The following is a 21,253-nucleotide window of genomic DNA, read 5'->3' as shown; positions in this document are numbered from 1 at the left end:
TGCTCAGACGAGCATGCCCAACCACGCCGCCGCCAACAGCAGCAGGGCCATGCTTCGGTTAACACGCTGCATGGCCTTGGGCGAACGAAACACCCGCGCAGACCCCACCCCCAACAGCGCCCAGGTGCCCAGGCAGGGCATCGATATCAGGAAAAACACCAGGGACAGGTACACCACCTGGCTTTGGCGCTGCTCACCATTACCGGCAAATACGCTGACCACCGCCAACGCCATCATCCACGTCTTGGGGTTGATCAATTGCAGGCTGGCAGCGCCGATCAGCCCCAGAGGCTTTTGGCCTGCATCCACTTCGATGACCTGAGGGGGGGCACGGAAGATCTGCCAGGCCAGGTAACTCAACCAGGCGACGCCGGCCCACTGCATGGCGCTTTGCACCTTGGGCAGGTGTACCAGCGACTGGCCAAACCCGGCCCCCACCAGGAGCACGAGCCCGGCCGCCCCGGTGCAGGCTCCGAGGATGATTGGCAGGGCGGCTTTGAACCCGTAGCGGGCGCTGTTGCTCAGCACCAGAATGTTAGTGGGGCCGGGTGTGATGGAGGCGACGAAGGCGAACAGCATGAACGGCAGCAAGGTGGACAGCATGGCGGGGGACTCCGGTAAACCAATCGATGGAGTCGATCTTCACAAGCCGGCGCCTTACCTGTCTGGAAGATTTGAGCAGCGCTTGCGGTACGCGGCGGGCGTGAGGCCGTAAGCGCGGATGAACCAGCGGCCCAGATGGCTCTGGTCGGCAAAGCCCAGGGCAATCGCCACGTCTGCCGGTTGTTCACCCTTAGCCAGTAAATGCCGGGCGCGGGCCAGGCGCAGTTGCACCAGGTAGGCATGGGGCGGCAGGCCGAAGGCGCTCTTGAAGGCGCGGGTCAGGCGAAAGCGGTCGACGCCGCACGTCAAGGCCAGTTCGTCCATGCCCACGTCTTGCTGCAGGTGGGCATGCAGGTAGTCCCGCGCCTTATAGGCCACCAGCGGCAAGCTCGGGTCTTCACGGTAGCGGGTGCGCCATTGGAGTTGGGCGGTAAGGCGCTCCAGCAATTGGTCCATGGCGCGCTGGCGCACGATGCGCAGTTCGCCGCTGTGCAGGGTCTGGAACGCACGGCTGGTGGCCAGGGCCAGGCGCGGGTCGCTGGTCACGGTGCTGGCAAACCCCAGTTGACTGTTGAGGGGCGCCTCTTCGAATACCGCACTCACTTCCCGCGCCAGCCACTGCGGGTCGAGGTACAGCATGTGGTAGGTAAAGCCGTCCGCAGTGGGCGCGTCGCCGTCATGCAGTTCGCCAGGCTCTACCAGGAACACCTGGCCCGGTACGCTGTTGTGCCGGGTGCGGCGGCAGTTGAATTGCTGCACCCCTTGTTCGGTGACGCCGACCAGATAGCTGTCATGCCAGTGGGGGTCGTAGGCGTGACCCTCGAAATGCGCGCGCAGGGTCTCGATGCCGGTGTCGGCGTCCTGGGACAAGTCGATCCAATTGTGCGCGGCCATAAAACACCAGCATGCTATGTGTAAGGGTATTAGCGTCTGCCGGCGCCATTGCGTCTAGAAGGTTTGTGCAGCCTAGCTGAACAGCCCGGCGGCGATGTTGATCGAGAACCCCAGGATCGCTGTATTGAACAAAAAGCCGATCAGTGACTGCCCCAGCACCACCTTGCGCATGCCGCGCGTGGCGACGCCGACGTCAGAGGTTTGCACCGCCACGCCGATGGTGAAGGAGAAATACAGGAAGTCCCAGTAGTTCGGCGTCAACAGCCCTTCGGCGAAACGCAGCGCCGGTTCCTTGCCGTTCCAGGTGTAATACAGGCGGGCGTAATGCACGCTGAAAATCACCCCGATCAACAGCCAGGAACCGATCACCGTCAACCCGGTGAACCCGTAGTGCAGCAGGCGCTCGGAAGTGGCCAGGTCTTTGCTGCCCACCAGTTCGAAGGTGATGGTGGCGAGGCTCGCGATGGCGGCGATGCACACGGTGAACAGCACCAGCCCGGCGTTCTCGTCCTCGATTTCGGCGATGCGCTTTACATCGTCGGCCCTGGCACGGCTGGTCAGCCACAGCATCAGCACCAGGTAAGTCCAGACTCCGGCGTTCCAGCCAATGAGGATTTTGCTGGCGAGGGTGTCGGCGGGTGCCAGGATGCCTATGACAAGGCCGAGCACGGCGGCGGCGGAGAGGCGAGGGTGGGTGCGGGCAAGGAAAGGCATAGAGGCTCCCCGAAAGACAGGGGAGCCACTATAGCGTATTCACACAAAAACAGAGGGAACTCCATGATAGTGTGTGATTGTGGCAGGTGACGCACCGAAGCGGTTATTTGACGGGCTGAACTGAGAACTCCAGCTTTTCAAATGTGTACTCGTGGCCCAAGTCATCAGATCGAACCTTGAAGTGGCCAGTGCCGTTCACGGTATTGCCTTGCTGATCATATTCAAATGTGATTTTCCCGCTCTGCGCATATCCACGGACAGGTTCTTCTCCACCCAAAAAACGATTAAAGTGAATGCGAGCTTTGTTGCGCTCATAAGATTCGGATACCTCAAGTGATCCTGAAGTCTGATTTTGGACTGGTATTAAAAGGACGAGAAAATTTCCATCCCAGTCAGCGTCATCGCCCCTCACCGCCAACACAGCACCATCGGTTGATGAGTACCGCGACATCATGACTTCCGTCGCGCTGAAATTTTTAGTTAGCGTGGTATCGGCGGTAATACTGCCCTTATATTGATTGTTGTCAGTCGTCATTTTAAAACCCTCTACTTGGTTTTGAATGAGTGACGTAACTGGACCCGCATGGCACTGGGTTATTACGCGCCAGAGCAGCTTAGAGCAATGTTGAACATTTCAAAACTGTCAAATATGACAGTCTTGAAATGTGCTTCTTCAGACCTAAAAGATATAAGTGATTCAGGACTTGTTGATCGCAACCTTACGCTTTGTCAACTTCATCACCACTACAAAGAACACCGGCACAAACACCACCGCCAAGGTTGCGGTGATCATCCCGCCGATCACCCCGGTACCAATCGCCTGCTGGCTCGCCGAACTGGCACCGGTGGCAATCGCCAATGGCACCACGCCGAGAATAAACGCCAGCGAGGTCATGATGATCGGCCGCAACCGGAGTCGTGCGGCTTTCAGGGTGGCGTCGATCAGGTCTTCGCCCTGGTCGTACAGGTCCTTGGCGAACTCGATGATCAGGATCGCGTTCTTCGCCGACAAACCGATGATGGTGATCAGGCCGACCTTGAAAAACACATCGTTGGGCATGCCCCGCAAAGTCACCGCCAGCACCGCGCCGAGCACGCCCAGCGGCACCACCAGCAGCACCGACGTCGGGATCGACCAGCTTTCATACAGCGCCGCCAGGCACAGGAACACGATCAGCAGCGACAGGCCCAGCAGTATTGGCGCCTGTGAGCCGGACAGACGTTCCTGCAATGACAATCCCGTCCACTCCTGGCCCAGGCCTGCAGGCAGTTGGCTGACCAGGCGCTGGATTTCTTCCATCGCCTCACCGGTGCTATGCCCCGGTGCCGCCTCGCCGGAAATGGCGATGGCGGGGTAGCCGTTGTAGCGCGTCAGTTGTGCCGGGCCCTGGGTCCATTTGGCGACAACGAATGCCGACAGCGGCACCATCTCCCCGGCCTTGTTGCGCACGTGGATCTTCATCAAATCCGCCACCTGGCTGCGCTGGTCACCTTCGGCCTGCACCACCACCCGCTGCATGCGGCCCTGGTTAGGGAAGTCGTTGACATAGGCCGAGCCGATGGCGGAAGACAGCACATTGCCCACATCCGCAAACGAGACACCCAGCGCGTTGGCCTGCTTGCGGTCGACCTCAAGCTGCACTTGCGGCGCCTCGGCCAGGGCACTTTCGCGCACGTTGGTCAGGATCGGGCTTTTCTCGGCAGCGGCGAGCAATTCGGTACGTGCCGCCATCAGCGCGGCATGGCCAACACCGCCGCGGTCCTGCAGGCGGAACTCGAAACCGCTGGAGGTGCCCAGGCCATCCACGGGAGGCGGCAGGACCGTATAGGCGATCGCGTCCTTGAGCTCGCTGAAGGCCATGTTGGCGCGGTCGGCAATCGAGGCGGCGGAGTCATCGCTGCCGCGTTCCGACCAGTCCTTGAGCGTAGTAAACGCCAGCGCGGCGTTTTGCCCGGAGCCGGAGAAGCTGAAACCCATGATCATGGTGGTGTCACCCACCCCAGGCTCACCGGCGTTGTGCGCTTCGATCTGCTCGGCCACCTGCACCGTGCGGTTCTTGCTCGCACCCGGCGGCAGCTGGATGTCGGTGATGGTGTAGCCCTGGTCTTCCACCGGCAGGAACGAGGCGGGCAGGCGGCTGAACATCAGCCCCAGGCCCACCAGCAATAGCAGGTAGATCAGCAGGTAACGGCCGCTGCGCTTGAGCGCATAGGCGACCCAGCCTTCGTAACGCTCGGTGAGCTGCTCGAAGCGCTTGTTGAACCAGCCGAAGAACCCGCCCTTGGCATGGTGCTCCCCCTTGGCAATCGGCTTGAGCAGGGTGGCGCACAGGGCCGGGGTCAAGGTCAGGGCAAGGAACGCCGAGAACAGGATCGAGGTGGCCATCGACAGCGAGAACTGCTGGTAGATCACCCCCACCGACCCGGCCATGAACGCCATCGGCAGGAACACCGCGACCAGCACCAGGGTAATGCCGACGATGGCGCCGGTGATCTGGCCCATGGCTTTTTTCGTCGCGTCCTTGGGCGACAGGCCCTCGGTGACCATGATCCGCTCGACGTTCTCCACCACCACAATTGCATCGTCCACCAGGATGCCGATGGCCAGCACCATGCCGAACATGGTCAGCACGTTGATCGAGAAGCCCAGCAACAGCATGGTGGCGAAGGTGCCCATCAGCGCGATCGGCACCACCAGCGTCGGGATCAGCGTGTAGCGCACGTTCTGCAGGAACAGGAACATCACCGCAAACACCAGCGCCATCGCTTCGAGCAGGGTGTAGACCACCTTGGTGATCGAGACCTTGACGAACGGCGAGGTGTCGTACGGGATCTTGTATTCCACATTGGCCGGGAAATAGCGCGACAGCTCGTCCATCTTCGCCCGCACCAGGGTCGCGGTGTTGAGCGCATTGGCCCCCGGCGCCAGTTGCACGCTGACGGCGGTGGACGGTTTACCGTTCAGGCGCGTGGAAAACTGGTATTCCTGGCTGCCCACTTCTACCCGCGCCACATCGCCGATGCGCACGGTGGAGCCGTCCGGGTTGGCCTTGAGTACGATATCGGCGAATTCCGCCGGCGTGGACAACTGGCCCTTGACCAGGATCGCGGCGGTAATTTCCTGGGTCCTGGTGCCCGGCAAGTCGCCGATGCTGCCGGCCGACACCTGGGCGTTCTGCGCACTGATCGCGGCGTTCACGTCGGCCGGTGTGAGGTTGAAGCCGATCAGCTTCTGCGGGTCGATCCAGATGCGCATGGCGCGTTCGGCGCCATACAACTGCGCCTTGCCCACCCCGTCCAGGCGCTTGAGCTCGTTCATCACGTTGCGGGCCAGGTAATCGCTGAGCGCCACGTCGTCGAGCTTGCCGTCGCTGGAGGTAAGGGTGACCAGCAGCAGGAAGCCGGCGGAGACTTTCTCCACCTGCAAACCCTGCTGGGTCACGGCCTGGGGCAGGCGCGGCTCCACCGCCTTGAGGCGGTTTTGCACATCCACCTGGGCCATTTCCGGGTTGGTGCCGGGCTGGAACGTGGCGGTAATCGTCGCCGAGCCGAGACTGCTCTGGGATTCGAAATACAGCAGGTGATCGGCGCCGTTGAGCTCCTGCTCGATCAGGCTGACCACGCTTTCATCCAGGGTCTGGGCCGAGGCGCCCGGGTACACTGCGTAGATTTCCACCTTCGGCGGCGCGACGTTGGGGTACTGGGCCACCGGCAATTGCGGGATGGCCAGCAAGCCGGCCAGCAGGATAAAAAGGGCGACCACCCAGGCGAAGATCGGGCGGTCAATAAAGAACTGCGGCATTGTCAATGATCCTTATTGGCCGGAAGCCTGGGCAACGGGTGTGGTGCTGTCATCGACCTGGACTTTTTCACCGGGGCGCGCGTGCTGCAGGCCTTCGACGACGATACGGTCGCCGGGCTTGAGGCCGTGGCTGACCACCCAGCGGTCATCGATCACCGCACCCAGTTCTACCGGCTGCTGGCTGACGGTCTGCTCGGCGTCGAGCAGCAGCACCATGGGGATGCCGGCGCTGTCGCGGGTGATGGCGCGTTGCGGCACGCTGATGCCTTGTTTGTCGACGGCTTGCTCCAGGCGTACCCGCACGAAGCTGCCGGGCAGCAGGTCGAGGTCCGGGTTGGGAAACTCGCTGCGCAGGATGATCTGCCCGGTGCCCGGGTCGACGCTGATCTCGGCGAACAGCAACTTGCCCGGCAGCGGGTAGAGGCTGCCGTCGTCCTGGATCAATGTGGCCTTGGCCTGGTCCTGGCCCACCTGCTTCAAGCTGCCGGCGCGGAAGGCGCGACGCAGGTCGTTCAGCTCGCGGGTGGACTGGGTAAGGTCGGCGTGGATCGGGTCCAGTTGCTGGATGATCGCGAGGGGCGTGGCTTCGTTCTGACCCACCAGTGCGCCTTCGGTCACCAGGGCACGGCCGATGCGCCCGGAAATCGGCGCGGTCACCGTGGCGTAGCCCAGGTTCAACTTGGCGCGCTCGACGGCGGCCTTGTTGGCGGCGACTTCGGCGTTGGTCTGGCGCACGGCGGCGCGGGCGTTGTCGTAGTCCTGGCCGCTGATGGCGTTACCTTCCACCAATTGGCTGTAGCGCTGCTCTTGCAAGCGTGCCTGGAACGCATTGGCCTCGGCCTTGCTCAGGTTGGCCTGGGCGCTGTCCAGGTCAGCCTTGAACGGTGCCGGGTCGATGCGAAACAGCACGTCGCCCTGTTTGACGTCATGGCCTTCCTTGAAGACCCGTTGCATCACCACGCCAGCGACCCGTGCGCGCACTTCGGCGATGCGCGGCGCGGCGATGCGGCCGCTCAACTCGCTGGTGATGGAGAGGGGCTTGGCCTCAAGGGTTTCGATGCGCACTTTGGCCAGGGGCATTTCTGGCGCTTCGGCGGCCGATTTGTCACAGGCACTCAGGGCCAGCGTCAGGGCCAACAGGCAAAATGGCGCAAACAGATTCTTCGACATGCTCTTATCCCAATATTGACTGGCGCATCCTAAGGTCACCTGCGCCGTGGTGCTGTGAAGCTGTGTAGGTCGTCTGTGAAGAAATGTAAGGTGCGGCGCGCGGGGCGTCGAGGGCGTATATCCTTGCACAATCCTGCAACACACCAACAAACCGCATTATTTGGAAACACCATGCCCAACATCCTCCTGGTGGAAGACGACGCCGCACTCTCCGAGCTGATTGCCAGCTACCTGGAACGCAATGGCTACCACGTCAGCGTGCTCAGTCGGGGCGACCACGTCCGCGAACGCGCGCGCCTCAACCCGCCGGACCTGGTGATCCTCGACCTGATGCTGCCCGGCCTCGATGGCTTGCAAGTGTGCCGCCTGTTGCGCGCCGATTCGGCGGGCCTGCCGATCCTGATGCTCACCGCCCGCGACGACAGCCACGACCAGGTGCTGGGCCTGGAAATGGGCGCCGACGACTATGTCACCAAACCCTGCGAGCCGCGGGTGCTGCTGGCGCGGGTGCGCACCTTGCTGCGGCGCAGCAGTCTGTCCGAGCCCCAGGTAGCCAGCGACCAGATCCTGATGGGCAACCTGTGCATCGACCTGTCGGAACGCACCGTGACCTGGCGCGAGCAGGCGGTGGAGTTGTCCAGTGGCGAATACAACCTGCTGGTGGTGCTGGCCCGGCACGCCGGCGAAGTGCTCAGCCGCGACCAGATCCTGCAACGCCTGCGCGGTATCGAGTTCAACGGCACCGACCGTTCGGTGGACGTGGCCATTTCCAAGCTGCGCCGCAAGTTCGACGACCACGCCGGTGAAGCGCGCAAGATCAAGACCGTGTGGGGCAAGGGCTACCTGTTCAGCCGTTCCGAGTGGGAATGCTGACCGATGTTTCGTGTACTGGTACGCCTCTACCTGATCACCATCATCACCTACAGCGCGGCGATCTTCCTGATTCCCAAGCTGGTGATCCAACTCTTCGAACACCGCTACCTGGACTACAACGTCGAGCAATCCCGGGGCATGCAGAAGCTGATCGTCAAGCAGTACCTGCGCGCGCCGGTGGAGCGCTGGTCCCAGGTGACCGAGCAACTGGGCCGTGACTTCGCGCCACTCAAAGTGCAGTTGCTGTTACGCCAGGACGCCCGCTACACCGCGCAGGAAGCGAAACTGCTGGAGCAGGGCAAACCCGTGATTCACCTGGGGGAGTGGGGCTGGATGGAGGACATCAGTTCGCCGCTCAACGAGCAGTTCGTGGTCAAGCTCACCGTCCCGCCGGACCCGCTGGACATGAACCTGTTGTACTGGTCGATGAACGTGCTGATCGGTGCGGCGTTGCTGGCCTGCCTGCTGTTCTGGCTGCGCCCGCACTGGCGCGACCTCGAACGCCTGAAAAGCACCGCCACGCAACTGGGCAAAGGCAACCTGGCCGAGCGCACACACATCCCGCCCAGCTCCAACATCGGCAGCCTGGCGGCGGTGTTCGATACCATGGCCGACGACATCGAACACCTGCTTAACCAGCAGCGCGACCTGCTCAACGCGGTCTCCCATGAACTGCGCACACCGCTCACACGCCTGGATTTCGGCCTGGCCCTGGCGCTGTCGGAGGATTTACCAGAGGCCAGTCGCGCACGCCTGCATGGCCTGGTGGCGCATATTCGTGAGTTGGATGAACTGGTGCTGGAGTTGCTGTCCTACAGCCGCCTGCAAAACCCGGCGCAACTGCCGGAGCGGGTTGAGGTGGTGCTCGATGAATTTATCGACAGTGTGCTGGGCAGCGTCGATGACGAACTGGAAAACCCCGAGATCGTCATCGATGTGGCCCTCGATTGCACCGTGGAAGGCTTCAGCCTCGACCCACGCCTCACCGCCCGCGCCTTGCAGAACCTGCTGCGCAATGCCACGCGTTACTGCGACAAGCGCATTCAGGTGGGCGTCAAGGTCTGCCCCAAAGGCTGTGAAATCTGGGTGGATGACGACGGCATCGGCATTCCGCTGGACCAGCGCGAGCGTATCTTCGAGCCCTTTTACCGCCTCGACCGCAGCCGCGACCGTTCCACCGGCGGCTTTGGCCTGGGCCTGGCGATCAGCCGGCGCGCCATGGAAGCCCAGGGCGGCACCCTGACCGCATTGGCCTCGCCGTTGGGTGGCGCACGCTTTCGGGTGTGGCTGCCCAATGTCGCCTGATCAGAGCACCTTGACCGCACGGCCGATTGCCTGGATCGGTCCTGTGGGTTTACCGGTGGGCGAGCCACGCGGGTCTTCCAGGGTCAGTTCGAACAACTGGTTGGGCGCCAGCGGCGGCAGTTTGTCCAGCGGCACCGACAGGGTTTGCCCCGGCTTGACCAGCCCCAGGGACACCGGGCCTTGCCAGCCATCGCCCTTGGTCCAGAACTGCAAGGCCTTGTCCGCCGGCACTTCCATCACGCCCAACGGAATCAACTGGATCTGCTGATTATTGCTGGCCTGGATCACCCAGCCCGGTGCCTGGCTTTGCGGCGCCACCAGTACCACCACAAAGCTGGGGGACAGCGCAGGAGGGCGCGTCAGCAACAAGGCCGCGAGCACCAGCGTCGTCACCAGCCCCGCACCCGCCAGGCTCCGCCACAACGCCAGCAGGTTCCACCACCCTGCGCGGGTTTGCGCAGGGGCGATGTTGCGCTGGATACGCCGCCACAGTTCAGCGGAGGGCGACACCGGTTCTGCCAGCGCGGTCAGGGGCAACAGGCGCTGCTCCCAGGCGTCCACCGCCGCACGCAATTGCGCATCGTGCGGGAGGCGTTGTTCCACCTCGGCGCGTTGTTCGGCCGGCAGGGTGCCCAGTACGTATTCGCTGGCCAGTTCGTCGAGTGTTTCGTTCATGCCATGCACTCCCGCAGCGCGGCGAGGCTACGTTTTATCCAGGCCTTGACGGTCCCCAGCGGGGTGCCCAGTCTTGAAGCGATTTCGCTGTGGGAATAACCGTCGACATAGGCATGCAGGATGCAGGTGCGACGGGCCGGGTCGAGTTGTTGCAGGCAGGTGTGCATCAAGCCTGCGCGTGCGGGGAATTCAAAGGTGTCGTGAGGCGCGGCGAGCTGTTCATGTTCCTCGCCCAGTGCCACCTCGCGATGGTGGTTGCGCACGTAGTTGAGGGCTAGGTGACGGGTCACACTGAACACCCAACCCCGTGCCGAACCGCGTTCGGGGTCGAAACTGCCGGCGCCGTGCCAGATCTTCATAAATGCGTCATGCACAACGTCTTCGGCCAGGGCTTTGTCCCGGACGATGCGCAACGCCACGCCGAGCAAACGGCTGCTGTCCTGCTCATACAGTTGACGCAGGGCACGTTGCTCGCCACGGGCACAGGCCAATAGGCAGGCTTCATAATCAAAATGGGTGTCAGGCAAGGCCACGTACTTCCACCGCTGTAATAACGATAACCACCCCCCTGTAGGAGCCGGCTCCTACAGGGGCAGCGTAGCGCAGTTTGCTCAGTTGGCCGCCCAGAAAATGTAGTCGGCCTGGTACTTCACCACTTCCTGCTTGCCCTTGTTGGCAGTGGTGCACTCGGTGCTCGGTGCCACGCCACCTTTGAGCGCGACCCGCTGGATGTAACTCACGCCGCTCATCGCGCCCTTGCCCTCGGCCGGGTTGGCCTTGACCAATTGGTAGGGCAGGTTACCCGCACCCGAGGGGGCTACGGCGAGCTGGGTGCCGGTGATTTTCGAGCCGTCCTTGGCCTGCCAGGTAGCCGGTGGGCCGAAGTAGCTGCCCACTTGCTTGCCGCTGCGGTCATTCAGCACGGCCTTGGGGCCGACGAAGGTCCATTCGGTCTGGCCGGCGGCATTGTCCTTGTCGCGGCACTCGTAGGTGATTTCGCCGATGCCGGTGGTTTCCAGTGCCACCTTGTGGCCATCCGGCACCTTGATGCTGTCGGGCAAGCCGGTCTGGGCAAAGGCCGCTGGGGTGGCAATGAGTAAACCAGTGAGGCAGAGCAGTGCTTTAGCTTTCATGGGTGTTTCTCCATTCAGTCAAACAGCGGGGTTACTGGGAGGACTACCCATGACGCATACGATTGGATGCAGCGATTAGAAAATAAACTGGGGAAGGCGCACACTGTGCCCCCGCTTTACCCGAGGAGAGATTGGCAATGACTGGTGTTCACGCGTCTGCTCAACAAGGTTTCTCTACCCAGGCCGTCACCTACGCCCAAGGCCGGCCAAATTATCCCCGGCAGCTCACCGGCTGGCTCACGGATGTACTCGGCGTTGATGCACATTCATTAGTCGTCGACCTGGGCGCCGGCACCGGCAAGTTCACGCGCCTGCTCAGTACCCTGGCGCCTACGTTGATCGCCGTGGAGCCGGTGCAGGCCATGGGTGCGCAGTTGACCCGTCTGCTGCCGGACGTGCGCCTGGTCAATGGCACCGCCGAAGCCATCCCCCTGGAGACTGCCAGCGCCGACGCGGTGGTCTGCGCGCAGGCCTTCCACTGGTTCTCCACCCAGGCCGCGCTGGCGGAAATCCATCGCGTACTCAAGCCCGCAGGGCGCCTTGGGCTGGTGTGGAATGTGCGCGATGAATCGGTGGATTGGGTGGCGGCCATCACCGCGATCATTACCCCCTACGAAGGTGACACCCCGCGCTTTCACTCCGGGCGCTGGCGCGAAGCGTTCAACGGCGAGTACTTTTCCGACCCCGAAATGACGTGTTTCCCGTATAGCCATGTAGGCAGCCCACAGGAAGTGATCATGGATCGCTTCCTCTCCGTGAGCTTTATTGCCGCGTTGCCCGAGGCTGAAAAAGCCCTCGTGACCGAGCAGTTGCGTGGCTTGATCGCCACCCATCCGGCATTGAAAGGCCGTGACACAGTGGCGTTTCCCTATCAAACCCAGGCGTATGTCTGCCGCCGACTGCCATAAAAGGCATAAAGTCAGATCATATTGATATAAGTCGTTATAAGAAAAATCGCTATCCTGCGGCCAGAATTTTATAAGGCCGCAGGTAGCTTTGATGGAAGTGGGTAACTTTGGTTTTGTAATCGCGGGCCTGATTGTTGGTTTTATCGTCGGCATGACCGGTGTAGGCGGGGGCTCGTTGATGACCCCGATCCTCTTGTGGTTCGGCATCAACCCGGCCACGGCCGTGGGCACTGACCTGCTGTACGCGGCCATCACCAAGTCCGGTGGCGTGCTGGTACACAGCAAGAACAAGAACATCGACTGGACCATCACCGGCTGGCTGACCCTGGGCAGTGTGCCTGCGGTGTTGCTGACCCTGTGGTTCCTCGCCAGCCTGCACACCGACCCCAGCGCCATGAACGCGGTGATCAAGCAGGCCCTCGGCGTGGTGCTGCTGCTGACCGCCCTGGCGATCCTGTTCAAGCAGCGCCTGTTGGCGTTCGCCCAGCGCCATGCGGGCGATCACTACCATATGAACCCGCGCAACCTGAATGCGTTGACCGTGGTGACCGGTGCGGTGCTGGGTACCATGGTTGCACTGACCTCCATCGGCGCCGGCGCCCTCGGCACGGTCGCGTTATTTATCCTCTATCCGTTCCTGGCCACGCGCCGCCTGGTCGGCACCGAGATCGCCCACGCCGTACCCCTGACCCTGGTGGCGGGCCTGGGCCATGCCGGCATGGGCAATATGGACTGGCACCTGCTGGGCTTTCTGCTGATGGGTTCGCTGCCGGGCATTTATTTCGGCAGCCACATGACCGGCAAAGTCCCGGACGGCGTATTGCGCCCGTGCCTGGCGATCATGTTGATGACCATCGGCTACAAATTGGCCTTTTGAGGCGTACACAGGATTCAAATATACAAGGGCCAAATGTGGGAGGGGGCAAGCCCCCTCCCACATTTGGATCTTTATCCCGCAGGTAGGCCTCGGTCTGTTTTTGCTCTGGCTTTTGATCTTGATCCTAGGCGCCCCATTAAACACACTGGCCGAACGCAGGCTTGAATCCGTGGGTAACCCGGCAGGACGCCGGGTTAGCCGTCCTGGGCCAGGGCCGCCACAGTTTTGACCCCGCTCAGCCTCAGGCTTTCGCCGGACCATTGCCGATCTGCCACACAAACGGCGGCTCGGTGCCATTGATCACCCAGTCCCCCACGATCCGCGCCTTGTAGATCACCGGGTTGTGCGACGACACGGTCCGCGCATTGCGCCAATGGCGGTCGAGGGACTTGCCCTGGCGCACATCCGACGCCCCCAGTGCGTTGAACAACTCACTGGTGGCGCGCTGGATCAGCTCCGACACCACCACCTGCGCTGTGGCCGACTCGATTTCGGCCGCTACGTTGGCTTCGCGCTCGACACCCTCATCCCCCCCGAAACGCGCCAGGTACGCCCGTTGTGCCGGCACTGCGGCCTTCAACGCGCTGGCTTCGGCGGCGTAGACCAAGGCTGCGACTTCGCCCACCACCTGCTGGATCTGGGCGTCCTGGCTGACATGCTGGGCATTGCCATGGCTGTAGATGCGCTTGCGGCTGCGCACCTGGTGGGCCACATCGCGCAACGCGGCACGGCCGATACCGGCGAGGCTCGCTAACAGTACGAGCTGGTAGAACGCGGTCTGGTATTTGAAGCGGGTCGCAAAGTCTATGACGTTTTCCGCCTCCACCACTGCATCGGTAAAGCGCGAGGTGCCGCTGCCCGTGGTGCGCTGGCCAAAACCGTCCCAGTCATCGCTGTGTTCCACGCCGGGTTGGCGCGCGCGGGTGGCGGCGATCACATCGCCGCCGGTGTCGCTGCGCTGGGCGTACACGTCGATCCAGTCAGAGAAAATGCTGCCGGTGCTGTAGAACTTTTCACCGTTGAGTTTCCACTGATCGCCGTCCGGGCTGACCTGGGTGACAACGTCACCGATGGCCACTGCGCCGATTTCAGTCCAGGCGCAGCCGACGATATCGCCGTCCACAAAGCGCTTGAACCACAGGTCGCGGCCGGCATTGGGCGGCGCATTCAGGCGGTCTTCGGCAAAGGCGAAATGCCCGCGCAGGGCCTGGGGCACGTTGGAGTCGGCCTCGGCCAGTTCGATAAGCAGTTCGAACAGTTGCGGCAGCGAAGCACCGCCACCGCCGTATTCCACCGGCACCCGCACCGCGCCGAAGCCGGCCTCCTTGAGCCATTGGATCGGCTCATGGGGCAGGGCGCGGGTTTGTTCGCGTGCCACCGCGCCATCGGCGATGCGCTGGAAAATCGGACGAAAGCGTGCAGCCAACGTGGGGTAGTCGACGCCGACAGACAGCGGGTTGATAACGTGGTGTTCGGTCATGAGCAAGGCTCCGGGGCAGTGATCGGTACCGGGAGTGATTGCACAGTCCGTGCCGGGTGCCAGGGCCAATGTTTAGGGGAGGATGCACGCTGTTTGCTGTTGCTCCAGCAACAGCAAACCGACAAACCGTTGCAATCCCTGACATTGGCATTCCAAGCCTCCCAGGCCCGAATTCGCGTCGCAACCCTTGTGGCGCGGGCGTTTGCCCGCGCCTGGCACGCTTGCTGCTCAACCCCTCAGTACATTCCTTTGTGCGAGGTACCGTTCGATGAGTCAGCAAGCCGTGAAATTTGCCTATTGGGTGCCCAACGTCAGCGGTGGGCTGGTGGTCAGCAAGATCGAACAACGCACCCACTGGGGCATCGACTACAACCGCAAACTGGCGCAATTGGCCGAAGAAGCCGGCTTCGAGTATGGCCTGACCCAGATCCGCTTCACCGCCGGCTATGGCGCCGAGAACCAGCATGAATCCGTGGCATTCAGCCATGCGTTGCTGGCCGCGACCACCAAGCTCAAAGTCATCGCGGCGATCCTGCCCGGCCCGTGGCAACCGGCGTTGGCGGCCAAGCAACTGGCGACCATCGACCAGCTCACCAACGGCCGCATTGCGGTGAATATCGTCAGTGGCTGGTTCAAGGGTGAGTTCCAGGCCATCGGTGAACACTGGCTGGAGCACGACGAGCGCTATCGCCGTTCCGAGGAATTCATCCGCGCCCTCAAAGGCATCTGGACCCAGGACGACTTTACCTTCAAGGGTGACTTCTACCGTTTCAACAACTACACCCTCAAACCCAAGCCGCTGGGCCAGCCGGAAGTGTTCCAGGGCGGCAGTTCACGGGCCGCGCGGGACATGGCGGCGCGCGTGTCGGACTGGTATTTCACCAACGGCAACACCGCGGAAGGCATCAAGGCCCAGGTCGATGACATTCGCACCAAGGCTGCCGCCAACAACCATGCGGTCAAAGTCGGCGTGAATGCATTCATCATCGCCCGCGACACCGAGGAAGAAGCCCGCGCCGTACTCGCAGAGATCATCGACAAGGCCGACCCGGAAGCCGTGAATGCCTTTGGCGACGCGGCCAAGCAGGCAGGCAAGGCGTCCCCCGAAGGCGAGGGCAACTGGGCCAAGTCCAGCTTTGAAGACCTGGTGCAGTACAACGATGGCTTCAAGACCAACCTGATCGGCACCCCGCAGCAAATTGCCGAGCGCATCGTCGTACTCAAGGCGGTGGGGGTGGACCTGGTACTGGCAGGCTTCCTGCACTTCCAGGAAGAAGTGGAGTACTTCGGCAAGCGCGTGTTGCCGCTGGTGCGCGAGCTGGAAGCCAAGGCCGGGATCAGGCAGGTGGCCTGACCAAGGTTTTTTCCAGGCGCAGGGCAGGGGTGTGGTCTGCGTAGTAGTCGTTGACCTGGGCGAAGCGCCGGTAGCCGTTGCGTTCATACAGCGCCAAGGCGCCGGGGTTGTCGGTGCGCACCTCCAGGCGCAGGTGCGCGCACCCGTGCGTCACCCCGCAGGCCTCGACATGGCTGAGCAACTGCTTGCCCAGCCCGAGGCCACGCGCGTGCTCGGCAATGGCGATGGAATACAGGCGCGCGAACGCGCTGCGACGACGAAACAGCACCAGCGCATAACCGAGCAACTGCCCGTCCTGTTCTGCCACCAGCAACTGGCCATGGGCGCGGCTGATCATCCAGTGAAAACTGCGCGATGAAAGCCGGTCGGTGGTGAAACACTGGTGCTCCAATGCGACTAATGCCGGTACATCGTTGGGTAATGCAACGCGAGAGAAAAGAGCCATATAACCGCCGTAAAAGTTGCGTAACGAAACGGGACTTCCCTAAGAGATCGTGCTTAATAGAAAAGGTCGAGTTCTCTAAAGCGGATCAAATATTATGTCGGCGGTACAAGGTCATTGGCGTGAAGTATCCGAGCAAATCGTCTCGGCGACAATAACATCGAAGGGCTTTTTTTCTGCGCCGCCTCGAAGTAACAGTCAAGTGCTGATCATTGTTGAGCGCAAGGAGGATTGGGCCTCCTACTTTCCCAGCGAAGACATCGTCACCGCCCAGGAATACCTGGAGCAAACCTGGCAGAACGACACAGGCAAGCGTGTGCAGGTGATTAATCTGTGCCGCAGCTACAAGTACCTGGGGCACGGCTACTACTGCTCGTTGCTGGCCGAAGCGCGCGGACACAAGGTGATTCCCTCGGTGCGCACCATCAGCGAACTGACTAAGAAGTCGCTGTACGGCCTGGCGCTGGATGACTTGGATAAAACCCTTGATAAAGCCTTGAGTCATCACCTCTACAGTAATACCGAAGGGTTTACCCTGACTCTCTACTTCGGCAGGACCAATATAGAACCGTTGCAGGAATTGGCCCGTCAGTTGTTTGAAACATTTCCAAGTCCGATTCTCTTAGTTGAATTCAGAAAGAACAACGGTTGGCATATCGAAGGGGTGAAGTCCGGCGTACTGCACAAGTTGCGCGACGACCAGGAAGATCAATTCGCCCATGCCCTCGATAACTTCAGCCGCAAGATCTGGCGCCAACCCCGTTCACGTCGCCTGGCCCGTTATGACCTGGCGATCCTGCACGATCCACAGGAGCAACTGCCACCGTCCAACGCCCGTGCCTTGGAGAACTTCATCCGCGTGGGCAAGGGCCTGGGCATTGATGTGGAGCTGATCGAGCGCAAGGACTACGCGCGCTTGGCCGAATACGACGCCTTGCTGATCCGCGAGACCACCAGCGTCGACAACCATACTTACCGCTTCGCGAAAAAAGCCGAAAGCGAAGGCCTGGTGGTGATGGACGACCCTGCCTCGATCCTGCGCTGCACCAACAAGGTTTACCTCACCGACCTGCTCAACAGCCATCACCTGGGCATGCCCGCCACCGAGATTCTCTACAAGGAGCGACCGGAAGATTTCGAACGGGTCGGCGAGCGCCTCGGGTTTCCGCTGGTGTTGAAGATTCCCGACGGGTGTTTCTCCCGTGGCGTGATCAAGGTCGAAAGCCAGGAAGCCTTGCTCAAGGCCACCGCCGAGTTGTTCGAGCATTCGGTGCTGCTGCTGGCCCAGGAATTCTTCTACACCGAGTACGACTGGCGCATCGGCGTACTCAACCGCAAACCGATCTTCGCTTGCCAGTACTTCATGTCCAAGGGCCACTGGCAGATCTATAACCACAAGGCCATCGGCCAGGCCATCAACGGCGAATGCCGCACCCTGGCCGTCCATGAAGCGCCCAAGGCGGTGGTGGAACTGGCGGTGAAAACCGCCAACCTGATCGGCGACGGCCTGTACGGTGTGGACCTCAAGCAGTCCGGCGACAAGGTGGTAGTGATCGAGGTCAACGACAACCCCAACCTCGATGCCGGCATCGAAGATGCCTACTTGCAGGACGACCTGTACAGCCTGGTGCTGGAAGAGTTCGTGCGGCGCCTGGAGTTGAAACGCCAGGGCCAGGTCTGGTGACGCGCGATGATTCAGCGCTTTGAACTGACCGATGGAAAGCTGCGCAGCGGGGATAACGATGCGGCCCCGATCCTGTTGTTCAACAACCCCGACCTGGCCGAGCGCGAATGGCTGCGCGATCACCACAAGCTCGACGAGCACGCGTTGGCGTCGGCGCTCGACCCGGACGAAGTCTCACGCATCGAATTTCATCCCGACAACCTGTTCCTGATCTGGAAGCGCCCGGAGAACTATTCCGGTGGCGGCAACCTGGTGTTCGAAGTGGCGTCGTGCGGCCTGCTGTTTTCACCCGGCCGCCTGCTGGTGATCGCCACCGATGAAACCCCACTGAGTGGCCTGGGCCAGCGCCGGCCGTTGCACACGCCGCTGGACGTATTGCTCGACCTGCTGCTCAACAACATCCACCACTACCTGGGCCACCTCAAGGTGATCAAGCTGGTTGCACGGGAGTTGCAGCAGCAGTTCAACGCGTCCATGAGCAACCATCACCTGATGCAGATGTTCAGCCTCAGCGAAAGCCTGATCTATTACATCAACGCGCTGCACAGCAACGGCGCCGTGCTGTCGCGGCTGCGCAACCATGGGGAAAAGGAGCACTTCAGTGCCGAGATCCTCGGCCTGATCGACGACCTGATCATCGAGAACCATCAGTGCTACAAACAGGCGGAGATCTATTCCAACGTGTTTTCCGGGCTGATCGATGCGCGCGGCAACCTGATGAACAACAGCATGAACAACCTGTTGCGCAAGCTCACGCTGATCAACGTGGTGTTCCTGCCGCTCAACCTGATCGCCAGCATTGGCGGTATGTCGGAGTTCAGCATGATGACGGCGGGTACGCCGTGGTGGGTGTCGTACCCGTTGTTTCTGGCTGCGATGGGGTTGGGGGCAGGCTTGATGGTGCTAGTGCTCAAGCGGATGGCGGGCGCGACGATGTAAAGGTGGCAATGCATCAGGCACGCCTCTGCGCCTGGTTTGGGGCTGCTGCGCAGCCCAACGCGGGACAAGCCCGCTCGCCACAGGTTATTCGCCTGGCTGTGTTTGCAGGGTCAGCACTTCAAAGCCATCCGCCGTCACCGCCACGGTATGTTCCCACTGCGCCGACAGGCTGTTGTCCTTGGTCACCACCGTCCAGCCATCTTTCAGGCTGCGCACCTTCGAACTGCCTTGGTTAAGCATCGGTTCGATGGTAAACACCATGCCTTCGCGCAGTTCCAGCCCGGTACCGGGCCGGCCGAAGTGGAGGATTTGCGGCTCTTCATGCATCTGTTTGCCGATGCCATGGCCGCAGTATTCGCGCACCACGCTGTAGCCATTGGCCTGTGCATGGCTCTGGATCGCATGGCCAATGTCACCCAGGCGTGCGCCGGGCTTGACCTGGCGGATCCCGGCCCACATCGCCTCAAAGGTCTTCTCCACCAGGCGGCGTGCCTTGGGGGCGACGGTGCCGATCATGTACATCTTGCTGGAGTCGGCGATAAAGCCGCCTTTTTCCAGGGTGATGTCGATGTTGATGATGTCGCCGTCCTTGAGGATCTCCTTCGCGCTGGGCATGCCATGGCACACCACCTCGTTGATCGAGGTGTTGATGGAGAACGGGTAGTCGTACTGCCCGAGGCTGGCGGGGCGGGCTTTGAGCTCGTTACGGATGAAGGCTTCGACGGCGCTGTCCAGCTCCAGGGTGGAACGGCCGGCGGCGACAAATCCGTCGAGCATGTCGAACACTTGGGCCAGCAGGCGCCCGGATTCGCGCATCACAGTCAGTTGGGCGGCGGTCTTGATCATCAGCTGCGCCCCCGGATCAGGTCGGGCTTGTCCAGCAACAGTTTGTTGATCAGCTCGTGGTAGGGCAGGCTGGGGTTCAGTTCGGCGAGCAGGCCGACCTTGATCCAGAACTCGGCCTGGGCGTTGATGGAACGGTCCATGGCCGCGCTGGCCAGACGGAGTTGTTCGTGCAGTTGGTCGCTGATCTTGACGATGCCCATGGTGTTCTCTGTGAAGGATGGATATACAAAGCGTATATGTTTCGTATATCGATCGTAAACCCCCCGAGGCTAAATGGCGCATGGCCATTGACTTGCCTGCTCAACGCCGGTTAGTTTCGTGACATGACATTTCAAACCTTCCGCAGCCAGCCAAGCATTATTACCGCCATTCCTCATCTGGCGGGATAGCACACGGCTGCACCCAAACCCGCCTTAGAGGCGGGTTTTGTTTTTCCGTCTCCAAGGCCCTTAAAAACCAGGAGACACCCATGAGCACGTGCCCCGTCCCCCACACCGCTGATACGGCATTGCTTGAACACTATGTGAAGAAGATCCTCGCCGCGCCGGTTTATGACCTGGCGGTGCGTACGCCCCTGCAAGCCGCGCCGGCGTTGTCGGCATTGCTGGGCAGCCAGGTGCTGCTCAAGCGCGAAGACCTGCAACCGACCTTTTCCTTCAAGATTCGCGGCGCCTACAACAAGTTGGTGCAGCTCACCGCCGAGCAAAAGGCGCGTGGTGTGGTGACGGCGTCGGCGGGTAACCATGCGCAAGGCGTGGCACTGGCGGCGAAGGAGTTGGGGATCCAGGCGCGGATCGTCATGCCGTGCCGCACTCCCGAGTTGAAGGTGCTGGGCGTGCGCTCCCGAGGCGCCGAAGCGGTGCTGCACGGCGAGAGCTTCCCGTTTGCCCTGGCCCATGCGCTGCAGTTGGCCGAGACATCCGGGTGCACGTTCGTATCGCCTTTCGATGACCCGGATGTGATCGCTGGCCAAGGCACGGTGGCCATGGAAATCCTGCGCCAGCAACAGGGCCCGTTGGACGCGATCTTCGTGCCGGTGGGCGGCGGTGGCCTGATCGCCGGCATTGCCGCCTACGTCAAATACCTGCGGCCCGAGGTGCGCATCATCGGGGTCGAGCCCGAAGGCTCCAGTTGCCTGCTCGCCGCACTGCAGGCCGGGGAGCGGGTGGTGTTGCCAAGTGTCGACGGGTTCGCCGATGGCACCGCGGTCGCGCAAATCGGCGCCTATGGCTTTGAGATCTGCCGCGATTGGGTCGACGAAGTGATCACCGTCAGCAATGACGAACTGTGCAGCGCGATGAAGTTGATCTACGACGATACACGTTCCATCACCGAGCCTTCCGGTGCGTTGGCGGTGGCGGGGGTTCGCAAGTACGTGGCCAATCGTGGGGTGAGTGCGCAGACCTTGGTCGCAGTTAATTCAGGCGCCAATATCAACTTTGATAGTTTGCGATATGTTGCTGAAAGAGTGGCGGCACAAGCTGCGGTTTAATTCGAAGCGTGGGGTTAAACGATTAATCGAAGCGGTTCGACGATGATTTAACTGGGGTAACC

The 21,253-nt window shown here is 61.6% G+C and carries 20 protein-coding genes and 1 pseudogene; 8 read left to right on the top strand and 13 right to left on the bottom strand.

Annotated elements, in window-relative coordinates:
* Positions 1 to 3: 3 nt before the first annotated feature.
* From HDC32_RS24145 to HDC32_RS24120, 6 genes are all read right to left on the bottom strand, one after another.
* On the bottom strand, positions 4 to 603 hold the full coding sequence (locus HDC32_RS24145; RefSeq protein WP_184745791.1) for a LysE family translocator: 600 nt from the start codon (positions 601 to 603) through the stop codon (positions 4 to 6).
* Positions 604 to 657: 54 nt separating this feature from the next.
* Positions 658 to 1,497, bottom strand: coding sequence for an AraC family transcriptional regulator (locus tag HDC32_RS24140; RefSeq protein ID WP_167655489.1), 840 nt, complete (start codon positions 1,495 to 1,497; stop codon positions 658 to 660).
* Positions 1,498 to 1,569: 72 nt separating this feature from the next.
* Positions 1,570 to 2,211 carry a DUF1345 domain-containing protein gene (locus HDC32_RS24135; protein WP_131696586.1) on the bottom strand — a complete coding sequence of 214 codons (642 nt, stop codon included), beginning with the start codon at positions 2,209 to 2,211 and terminating at the stop codon, positions 1,570 to 1,572.
* 103 nt (positions 2,212 to 2,314) lie between these two features.
* Positions 2,315 to 2,746, bottom strand: a complete 432-nt coding sequence (locus HDC32_RS24130) for a hypothetical protein (RefSeq protein WP_167655490.1) — start codon at positions 2,744 to 2,746, stop codon at positions 2,315 to 2,317.
* A 162-nt stretch (positions 2,747 to 2,908) separates the two neighbouring features.
* Positions 2,909 to 6,013, bottom strand: a complete 3,105-nt coding sequence (locus HDC32_RS24125; RefSeq protein WP_184745789.1) for an efflux RND transporter permease subunit — start codon at positions 6,011 to 6,013, stop codon at positions 2,909 to 2,911.
* A 12-nt stretch (positions 6,014 to 6,025) separates the two neighbouring features.
* Entirely contained in the window at positions 6,026 to 7,183 is a 1,158-nt protein-coding gene (locus tag HDC32_RS24120) for an efflux RND transporter periplasmic adaptor subunit (protein ID WP_184745786.1), read from the bottom strand.
* Between the two features lie 171 nt (positions 7,184 to 7,354).
* Here HDC32_RS24120 and HDC32_RS24115 point away from each other — a divergent pair, with 171 nt between their 5' ends.
* On the top strand, positions 7,355 to 8,056 hold the full coding sequence (locus tag HDC32_RS24115; protein ID WP_053135156.1) for a response regulator transcription factor: 702 nt from the start codon (positions 7,355 to 7,357) through the stop codon (positions 8,054 to 8,056).
* A gap of 3 nt (positions 8,057 to 8,059) precedes the next feature.
* Positions 8,060 to 9,361, top strand: a complete 1,302-nt coding sequence (locus HDC32_RS24110; protein ID WP_184745784.1) for an ATP-binding protein — start codon at positions 8,060 to 8,062, stop codon at positions 9,359 to 9,361.
* On the opposite strand, the gene HDC32_RS24105 is transcribed toward HDC32_RS24110, so the two are convergent.
* The 3 genes from HDC32_RS24105 to HDC32_RS24095 all read right to left on the bottom strand — a co-directional run bounded on the left by HDC32_RS24105 (position 9,362) and on the right by HDC32_RS24095 (position 11,169).
* Positions 9,362 to 10,036: an anti-sigma factor domain-containing protein gene (locus HDC32_RS24105; RefSeq protein WP_184745782.1), complete on the bottom strand. Its 675-nt coding sequence runs from the start codon at positions 10,034 to 10,036 to the stop codon at positions 9,362 to 9,364.
* Positions 10,033 to 10,563, bottom strand: coding sequence for a sigma-70 family RNA polymerase sigma factor (locus HDC32_RS24100; protein ID WP_145337309.1), 531 nt, complete (start codon positions 10,561 to 10,563; stop codon positions 10,033 to 10,035). The genes HDC32_RS24105 and HDC32_RS24100 overlap by 4 nt, the downstream gene beginning before the upstream one ends.
* An 84-nt stretch (positions 10,564 to 10,647) precedes the next feature.
* The gene (locus HDC32_RS24095; RefSeq protein ID WP_184745780.1) at positions 10,648 to 11,169 is read right to left on the bottom strand and encodes a DUF3455 domain-containing protein; all 522 of its coding nucleotides are present in this window, start codon (positions 11,167 to 11,169) and stop codon (positions 10,648 to 10,650) included.
* Positions 11,170 to 11,306: 137 nt separating this feature from the next.
* Here HDC32_RS24095 and HDC32_RS24090 point away from each other — a divergent pair, with 137 nt between their 5' ends.
* Both HDC32_RS24090 and HDC32_RS24085 read left to right on the top strand, forming a co-directional pair.
* Positions 11,307 to 12,077 carry a class I SAM-dependent methyltransferase gene (locus HDC32_RS24090; protein WP_184745778.1) on the top strand — a complete coding sequence of 257 codons (771 nt, stop codon included), beginning with the start codon at positions 11,307 to 11,309 and terminating at the stop codon, positions 12,075 to 12,077.
* A gap of 91 nt (positions 12,078 to 12,168) precedes the next feature.
* On the top strand, positions 12,169 to 12,954 hold the full coding sequence (locus HDC32_RS24085) for a sulfite exporter TauE/SafE family protein (RefSeq protein WP_027606416.1): 786 nt from the start codon (positions 12,169 to 12,171) through the stop codon (positions 12,952 to 12,954).
* Between the two features lie 241 nt (positions 12,955 to 13,195).
* On the opposite strand, the gene HDC32_RS24080 is transcribed toward HDC32_RS24085, so the two are convergent.
* Positions 13,196 to 14,434, bottom strand: coding sequence for an acyl-CoA dehydrogenase family protein (locus tag HDC32_RS24080; protein WP_184745776.1), 1,239 nt, complete (start codon positions 14,432 to 14,434; stop codon positions 13,196 to 13,198).
* A 268-nt stretch (positions 14,435 to 14,702) separates the two neighbouring features.
* On the opposite strand from HDC32_RS24080, the gene sfnG reads away from it, so the two are divergent.
* The gene (sfnG, locus tag HDC32_RS24075; protein ID WP_184745774.1) at positions 14,703 to 15,788 is read left to right on the top strand and encodes a dimethylsulfone monooxygenase SfnG; all 1,086 of its coding nucleotides are present in this window, start codon (positions 14,703 to 14,705) and stop codon (positions 15,786 to 15,788) included.
* Here the strand turns inward: sfnG and HDC32_RS24070 are convergent.
* A pseudogene (locus HDC32_RS24070) lies at positions 15,784 to 16,233 on the bottom strand (N-acetyltransferase family protein); the annotation flags it as partial. The gene sfnG and the pseudogene HDC32_RS24070 overlap by 5 nt on opposite strands.
* Positions 16,234 to 16,327: 94 nt before the next feature.
* Between HDC32_RS24070 and HDC32_RS24065 the strand changes: the two are divergent.
* Positions 16,328 to 17,914 carry a RimK family protein gene (locus tag HDC32_RS24065; RefSeq protein WP_260403704.1) on the top strand — a complete coding sequence of 529 codons (1,587 nt, stop codon included), beginning with the start codon at positions 16,328 to 16,330 and terminating at the stop codon, positions 17,912 to 17,914.
* A gap of 6 nt (positions 17,915 to 17,920) precedes the next feature.
* Positions 17,921 to 18,853, top strand: coding sequence for a magnesium transporter CorA family protein (locus HDC32_RS24060; RefSeq protein ID WP_131696573.1), 933 nt, complete (start codon positions 17,921 to 17,923; stop codon positions 18,851 to 18,853).
* Between the two features lie 84 nt (positions 18,854 to 18,937).
* Here the strand turns inward: HDC32_RS24060 and map are convergent, their stop codons facing one another.
* Entirely contained in the window at positions 18,938 to 19,699 is a 762-nt protein-coding gene (gene map / locus HDC32_RS24055) for a type I methionyl aminopeptidase (protein ID WP_184745772.1), read from the bottom strand.
* Entirely contained in the window at positions 19,699 to 19,899 is a 201-nt protein-coding gene (locus HDC32_RS24050; protein ID WP_027606410.1) for a ParD-like family protein, read from the bottom strand. The genes map and HDC32_RS24050 overlap by 1 nt, the downstream gene beginning before the upstream one ends.
* Before the next feature lie 269 nt (positions 19,900 to 20,168).
* Between HDC32_RS24050 and ilvA the strand changes: the two genes are divergently transcribed.
* Positions 20,169 to 21,191, top strand: a complete 1,023-nt coding sequence (gene ilvA / locus HDC32_RS24045) for a threonine ammonia-lyase, biosynthetic (RefSeq protein ID WP_184745770.1) — start codon at positions 20,169 to 20,171, stop codon at positions 21,189 to 21,191.
* Positions 21,192 to 21,253 lie beyond the last annotated feature (62 nt).

This window comes from Pseudomonas sp. JAI120, assembly GCF_014207255.1.
GTDB lineage: Bacteria > Pseudomonadota > Gammaproteobacteria > Pseudomonadales > Pseudomonadaceae > Aquipseudomonas.
Note: the sequence above shows the minus strand (reverse complement) of the source record. Positions and strands in the feature narration are given on the sequence as shown.

What these genes read in the sequence shown, in the direction of transcription:
- ilvA (WP_184745770.1), top strand. Translation starts at nt 20,169, where the DNA reads ATGAGCACGTGCCCCGTCCCCCACACCGCTGATACGGCATTGCTTGAA.
- HDC32_RS24120 (WP_184745786.1), bottom strand. Translation starts at nt 7,183, where the DNA reads ATGTCGAAGAATCTGTTTGCGCCATTTTGCCTGTTGGCCCTGACGCTG.
- HDC32_RS24090 (WP_184745778.1), top strand. Translation starts at nt 11,307, where the DNA reads ATGACTGGTGTTCACGCGTCTGCTCAACAAGGTTTCTCTACCCAGGCC.
- HDC32_RS24065 (WP_260403704.1), top strand. Translation starts at nt 16,328, where the DNA reads ATGTCGGCGGTACAAGGTCATTGGCGTGAAGTATCCGAGCAAATCGTC.
- HDC32_RS24135 (WP_131696586.1), bottom strand. Translation starts at nt 2,211, where the DNA reads ATGCCTTTCCTTGCCCGCACCCACCCTCGCCTCTCCGCCGCCGCCGTG.
- HDC32_RS24145 (WP_184745791.1), bottom strand. Translation starts at nt 603, where the DNA reads ATGCTGTCCACCTTGCTGCCGTTCATGCTGTTCGCCTTCGTCGCCTCC.
- HDC32_RS24085 (WP_027606416.1), top strand. Translation starts at nt 12,169, where the DNA reads ATGGAAGTGGGTAACTTTGGTTTTGTAATCGCGGGCCTGATTGTTGGT.
- HDC32_RS24125 (WP_184745789.1), bottom strand. Translation starts at nt 6,013, where the DNA reads ATGCCGCAGTTCTTTATTGACCGCCCGATCTTCGCCTGGGTGGTCGCC.
- sfnG (WP_184745774.1), top strand. Translation starts at nt 14,703, where the DNA reads ATGAGTCAGCAAGCCGTGAAATTTGCCTATTGGGTGCCCAACGTCAGC.
- HDC32_RS24105 (WP_184745782.1), bottom strand. Translation starts at nt 10,036, where the DNA reads ATGAACGAAACACTCGACGAACTGGCCAGCGAATACGTACTGGGCACC.
- HDC32_RS24130 (WP_167655490.1), bottom strand. Translation starts at nt 2,746, where the DNA reads ATGACGACTGACAACAATCAATATAAGGGCAGTATTACCGCCGATACC.
- map (WP_184745772.1), bottom strand. Translation starts at nt 19,699, where the DNA reads ATGATCAAGACCGCCGCCCAACTGACTGTGATGCGCGAATCCGGGCGC.
- HDC32_RS24050 (WP_027606410.1), bottom strand. Translation starts at nt 19,899, where the DNA reads ATGGGCATCGTCAAGATCAGCGACCAACTGCACGAACAACTCCGTCTG.
- HDC32_RS24060 (WP_131696573.1), top strand. Translation starts at nt 17,921, where the DNA reads ATGATTCAGCGCTTTGAACTGACCGATGGAAAGCTGCGCAGCGGGGAT.
- HDC32_RS24080 (WP_184745776.1), bottom strand. Translation starts at nt 14,434, where the DNA reads ATGACCGAACACCACGTTATCAACCCGCTGTCTGTCGGCGTCGACTAC.
- HDC32_RS24110 (WP_184745784.1), top strand. Translation starts at nt 8,060, where the DNA reads ATGTTTCGTGTACTGGTACGCCTCTACCTGATCACCATCATCACCTAC.
- HDC32_RS24140 (WP_167655489.1), bottom strand. Translation starts at nt 1,497, where the DNA reads ATGGCCGCGCACAATTGGATCGACTTGTCCCAGGACGCCGACACCGGC.
- HDC32_RS24115 (WP_053135156.1), top strand. Translation starts at nt 7,355, where the DNA reads ATGCCCAACATCCTCCTGGTGGAAGACGACGCCGCACTCTCCGAGCTG.
- HDC32_RS24095 (WP_184745780.1), bottom strand. Translation starts at nt 11,169, where the DNA reads ATGAAAGCTAAAGCACTGCTCTGCCTCACTGGTTTACTCATTGCCACC.